At 68.5% G+C, this 4,314-nt stretch carries 4 protein-coding genes; 2 read left to right on the top strand and 2 right to left on the bottom strand.

What is annotated here, in order from left to right; translation table 11 throughout:
- Together RCJ92_RS15100 and RCJ92_RS15095 are read left to right on the top strand one after the other, a co-directional pair.
- Window positions 1–606 (top strand): TetR/AcrR family transcriptional regulator (locus RCJ92_RS15100; protein WP_446755016.1); only part of this gene is annotated, 606 nt, incomplete at its 5' end.
- Between the two features lie 151 nt (window positions 607–757).
- Window positions 758–2,266 (top strand): DHA2 family efflux MFS transporter permease subunit, encoded by a 1,509-nt coding sequence (locus RCJ92_RS15095; protein ID WP_446755015.1) that lies wholly within the window; start codon window positions 758–760, stop codon window positions 2,264–2,266.
- Window positions 2,267–2,383: 117 nt separating this feature from the next.
- On the opposite strand, the gene rlmN is transcribed toward RCJ92_RS15095, so the two are convergent.
- Entirely contained in the window at window positions 2,384–3,679 is a 1,296-nt protein-coding gene (gene rlmN, locus RCJ92_RS15090; protein ID WP_360027225.1) for a 23S rRNA (adenine(2503)-C(2))-methyltransferase RlmN, read from the bottom strand.
- Window positions 3,680–3,745: 66 nt separating this feature from the next.
- Window positions 3,746–4,314 (bottom strand): FAD-dependent monooxygenase (locus RCJ92_RS15085; protein WP_446755014.1); only part of this gene is annotated, 569 nt, incomplete at its 5' end.

Raw genomic sequence — 4,314 nt, 5'->3', positions numbered from 1 at the left:
CCCGCCAATCCCCCCGCCGTTTCCTCCCCGGCCCCGCGCCGCGGTCGTCCCCGGGATGCCGCGCGCGATCAGCAGATCCTCACGTGCGCCCAGCAGGTGTTGGCCGAGCAGGGGTTTGCCCAATTCACCATGGATGAGGTGGCCGCGCGCATCGGCGCCTCGAAGGCCACCGTGTACCGCCGCTGGTCCTCGCGCACCGAGCTGCTGGCCGCGGCGATCAGCTCCCTGGAATGGAACAGCGCGGCCCCGGACACCGGGTCGCTGCGCGAGGACCTGATCCAGCTCACTGCCATCTGGTTTGCCCAGGATCCGATGCGCGATGCGATCTTCGTGAATCTGTTGGCGGCCCTGCCCAGCGACGAGCAGCTGCACGAGCTGTACATGGCCAATATCGCCACCCCGCGGGCGCACCTGGTGCAGACAGTGGTGGAGCAGGCACGGGCCCGCGGGGAGCTGAGCGCGCAGTCCAGCACCCAGTCCACGCGGGGCATCCTGTCGGCCATGGTTTTCCACCGTCTGGTGGTCGAACGCCGCCCGGTGGACCGCGCCTATGTGGAAAGCGTGGTGGACGAGGTGATCCTGCCGGCGATGCATCACCAGAAGTAGCCCCGCCGCCTGGCTGCCGGCGGTGCCGGAGCTCACCCCGCCACCGCATTGCCATTAACGAAACTGCTCAGTATCGTTAATGGCAATGCGGTGCCCGCTGCTGTGCGCCGCCCCGTATCCACACCCCTTGGCAGGGAACAGATGGCAGGCAATGACTAGAAAACTTCTGGAGAACCGCGAGACCACTCGCACCGGCGGCTTCAAGCTCGTCTTCGCCGGACTCATCCTGGCCGTGCTGCTCAACGCACTGGACCAGACGATCGTGGCCACCGCGCTGCCGACCATGGTCGGTGAACTACATGGATTCGACCAGCTGGCCTGGGTGATCACCGCCTACGTGCTGGCCTCCACCATTGGGCTGCCGATCTACGGCAAGCTCGGCGACCAGTTCGGGCGCAAGCCGGTGTTCGTCTTCGCGATCGCGGTCTTCCTGGCCGGCTCGGTGCTCAGCGGGATGGCCGGATCCATGCCGCTGCTGATCGCCTTCCGCGCCCTGCAGGGCCTGGGCGGCGGCGGGCTGATGATCGGCGCGCAGGGCATCATCGCGGACCTGGTCCCGCCGCGGGACCGCGGCAAGTACATGGGCCTGCTGGGGGCCGCGTTCGCGGTCGCCTCGATCAGCGGGCCGCTGCTGGGCGGAATCATCACCGAGGCGTGGGGCTGGCGCTGGATCTTCTACATCAACCTGCCGTTGGGCGCGATCGCGCTGGGCTTCATCCTCAAGTACCTGCACGTACCCGGCACCCCGCGGCGCACCGGAACCCTGGACTACGCCGGCATGGTGCTGCTGAGCATCGCCTCGGTGCTGGTGGTCCTGCTGACCAGCTTCGGCGGCGAGCAGGGCTGGGGCTCCGCGCTGGTGCTGGGGTTGGGCGCGGGCCTGGCGCTGACGGTCATCGCCTTCGTGCTGGTGGAGCGCCGCGCCGCGGCCCCGGTGATGCCCGGCAGCCTGTTCCGCAACGGGCAGGTGCTGCTGGCCACCACCATCGGCGTGCTGGTGGGCGTGGTCATGTTCGCCACGATTTCCTACCTGCCCACCTACTTCCAGCTGATCAACGGCGCCAGCGCGGTGATGTCCGGGCTGATGCTGATCTCCATGACCCTGGGCAACGTGGTCGGTTCGATGGGCAGCGGCTGGCGGGTCTCCCGCACCGGACGCTACAAGGTCTTCCTGGTCTCCGGGCCGGTGCTGATGCTGGGCGGGCTCGCGTTCCTGGGCACCATGGGCGTGGACACCGGCTACCTGTTCGCCGCCACCGGCATGCTGCTGGTGGGCTTCGGAATCGGGGTGATGATGCAGAACCTGGTGGTGATTGTCCAGGCGCAGGTGCCGCATCAGCAGCTGGGGGTGGCCACCAGCGCGACCAACTACTTCCGCATGATTGGCGCCTCGACCGGCATCGCCGTATTCGGTTCGGTGTTCGTCTCCACCTTCACCGGCAACCTGAACGCCTCCGGGGTGCAGCTGGATGCCGCCGGCGGCGGAGTGGGTTCACTGACCCCCGAGCTGATCGCAGGGCTGCCGCAGCGCAGCCAGGAGCTGGTGGCCCAGGCGGTGGCCGGATCGATGCCGCAGATCTTCCTGATCGGGATGTTCCTGGCCGGGGCCGCGCTGCTGCTCTCCATGCTGATCCGCGAATCCCCGCTGGCCACCCGGTAGCGGGGGATCCGCCAGCGCACACAGAAGGCCGCGGGGCGTAGGCAGTGACAAAGTCACTGGCTACGCCCCGCGGCCTTCGCGGCAGGCTCGGCCCGCCGCCAAAAAGTGCTGGGGCGCCTAGTCGCCGTCGGCGGCCAGCTGGCCGCAGGCCCCGTCGATTTCCTTGCCGCGGGTGTCGCGCAGGGTGGTGGGCACGCCCAGCTCATCCAGGCGGTGCACGAACTTGGAGGTGATGTCCGGTTCGGAGCGGGTCCAGATGGATCCGGGCACCGGGTTCAGCGGGATCGGGTTCACATGCACCCAACCGCGGCCGCGGGCGTTGAGCTTCTTGGCCAGCAGCTCGGCACGCCACTCGTGGTCGTTCATGTCCTTGATCAGCGCGTATTCGATGGAGACCCGCCGTCCGGTCTTCACGTAGTAGTCGTGCGCGGCGTCCAGCGCCTCGTCGACCTTCCAACGCGAGTTCACCGGGATCAACTCGTCACGCAGCTCGTCGTCCGGAGCGTGCAGGGACAGGGCGAAGGTGACCGGGATGTTTTCATCGGCGAGCTTGCGGATCGCCGGGACCAGCCCAACGGTGGAAACGGTGATGCCGCGCGCGCTCATGCCCAGCCCCTCCGGGGCGTCGGCCACCATGCGGTGCACCGCGTTCATGACGCGCTTGTAGTTGGCCAACGGCTCACCCATGCCCATGAACACGATGTTGCCCACCCGTTCGTCCGGGTGCTTCTGGCCGCCCAGCCCGCCTTCGGCGATGACGCGGTTGGCCTGGACAATCTGGTCCAGGATTTCCGCGGTGGACATGTTGCGGGTCAGCCCCGCCTGGCCAGTGGCGCAGAACGGGCAGTTCATGCCGCAACCGCACTGCGAGGAGATGCACAGGGTGATGCGGTTCGGGTAGCGCATCAGCACGGACTCGACCAGCGAGCCGTCAAACAAACGCCACAGGAACTTGATGGTCTTCCCGTCATCGGTGGTCAGTCGCTTCACCTCGGTGAGCAGGGTCGGGAACATCGCCTCGGCCAGTTCCTCGCGCCCGTTCTTGGGCAGGTCGCTCATCTTGGCCGGGTCGGTGGTGTAGTGCTGGAAGTAGTGCACCGAGAGCTGCTTGGCGCGGAACGCCGGCAGCCCCAGCTCCTTCAGCTTCTCCTGGCGTTCGGCCAGGGTGAGGTCCGCCAGGTGGGTCGGCGGCTGGGAGACGCGGCGCTTGGCGGCGAACTGCAGCTGCGGGCGGCCATCGGCGCCCATCTCCTGCTTCCAGCCTTCGGGGGTGGGCACCACCTGGGTGCGGCCCTCGGCCTTGGCGCGGGACTGCGAGATGCGCAGCTGCTGGGCGCGCTGGGCCGCGGCCTGCTCCTGGCGCAGGGCCTTGCGTTCAGCCGCGGAAAGTGTGGAAGAGTCGATAGAAGTCATCGTTTCCATTGTTTCATGTCTTGCCTGGCAATGGGCGGTGAGTTGCCGCACGCCGATGGCGGGCGCTCAGCGCCCGGGTGTCCCGGTGCCCTGCGCCCAGCGCATGGTGAAGGTGCGGGCCACCGCGGTGCGGATGCGGTCGTTGGCGGCCAGCGCCGTAAAGAGCCGGTCCCGGACCGGGACCAGGGCGGTGGGCAGCGGACGGCCAAGCAGCATGTTCAGGTGGGCCTGGTATCCGGCCCGACGGGCGGCGCGCAGCCTCATGCTGCTGAAGTGGTTTAGCTGCTGCGTCGTGGCGCCGGTGGTCAGCAGCCGGGCCAGCTGCTGCGCGTCCCCCAGCCCCAGGGTCATGCCCTGCCCGCCGATCGGGCTGACTTCATGGGCGGCGTCCCCGATCAGCACGGTGCGGCCGTGCACCATGCCGGGAACCCGCCGGTTGGCGGTGCAAAAGGTGCTGCGCATGGTGCAGGTGTGTTCCTCCAGCCGCCAGCCGGTGCGTTCGTGGACAATCCGGGGCAGGTCCCACGGCCCCTCCAGGGCGGCGTGGCGGCCCACGTGCGCCACCCAGCGGCGGCGGTGCTGGGGCAGCGGGAACGATTCGATGATGCCATGCGGGTGCAGGAAGAGGGCGGCGC

The organism is Glutamicibacter sp. BSL13 (assembly GCF_052928425.1).
This window is presented reverse-complemented; position numbering and strand designations above follow the sequence as displayed.

Bases quoted from the DNA above. Each gene is read 5' to 3' on its own strand.
- rlmN (WP_360027225.1), bottom strand. From the start codon at position 3,679: ATGACTTCTATCGACTCTTCCACACTTTCCGCGGCTGAACGCAAGGCC.
- RCJ92_RS15095 (WP_446755015.1), top strand. From the start codon at position 758: ATGACTAGAAAACTTCTGGAGAACCGCGAGACCACTCGCACCGGCGGC.